Annotated in this window: 1 protein-coding gene; it reads left to right on the top strand. The window is 60.6% G+C overall.

From position 1 onward, the window contains the following. Positions 1 to 73: 73 nt before the first annotated feature. The gene (locus tag DVK07_RS19750; protein WP_121598533.1) at positions 74 to 904 is read left to right on the top strand and encodes an IS5 family transposase; all 831 of its coding nucleotides are present in this window, start codon (positions 74 to 76) and stop codon (positions 902 to 904) included. The last annotated feature ends 31 nt before the right edge of the window (positions 905 to 935 follow it).

The following is a 935-nucleotide window of genomic DNA, read 5'->3' as shown; positions in this document are numbered from 1 at the left end:
TGCTCTGTTGAATCCGCAGAAGGCGGCGGGATAGCGTCGCTCTGAAGGTGGAAACGAAGCGGAAGAGCCGAATGTGTCCAAACTACTCTTCCGCTTCGTTAAGCAAGCCGCGTCGCTGGCTCAAAAGCGCTGTGCCGCCAGTCCAACGGCAGTGAGTGATCCGACTGGCCACGGATTTCCCGGTTGGAAGCATGTCACGCTCCACTTTTTGCGGGTTCACATGGACGCGACGTACCGCGAGATCGTGGATTGGGCGAGTGAGATGGATCGCGTTCGTGGGCTGTTACAGCTCGCTCGGACGGCATTTCCCGCACCCTCAACGCTGTACCGGTCGTTTGAGAGGGTGCCCATGTCTGTGTGGCGCGGCTTCCTTCGTGAGTCAGCGACCATCTGCGATCCGGGCTCGCACGGAGCCATCGATGCCACATTTTTCGACCGCGAAACGGCATCTAGACACTACCAACACCGCTCGGATCGCCACATACGCACGCTCAAAACGACGGCACTCGTCGATACAGATTCGTGTGCCATCCTCGATCTCCACTGCTCGGCACACTGGCCCCACGACACCCAGACTGGCCGTCGAGTCGCCCTTCGTAACACCGAGAAAATCGAGAGTCTCGCCGGCGACAAAGGCTATGACGACCAATCTCTCCGGGACGCCCTCCGGTCAGAGGGCGTCCGGCCCTTGCTGCGCCACCGGCTGTTCGCTGCCTACGATCACGCACACAACGCACGGTTGGACAGCGAGTTATACGGCCAGCGCTGGATGGCCGAAACCGCCTTTTCGGCCATCAAGCGTCGGTTCGGCCCCGCTGTCCACCCTCGCGCGTGGTACCGCGAGTTCCGCGAACTCGTGGTGACCGCCGCAGTCTACAACCTCGAACAGGCTCTCAAACAGTGATCCCCACGCCGTCATCGGATTCAACAAAGCA

The sequence above is a fragment of the Halorubrum sp. Atlit-26R genome (assembly GCF_003666015.1).
Classification (GTDB): domain Archaea; phylum Halobacteriota; class Halobacteria; order Halobacteriales; family Haloferacaceae; genus Halorubrum.
The sequence above is the reverse complement of the archived record's forward strand: the minus strand, read 5'-3'. Positions and strand labels throughout refer to the sequence as shown.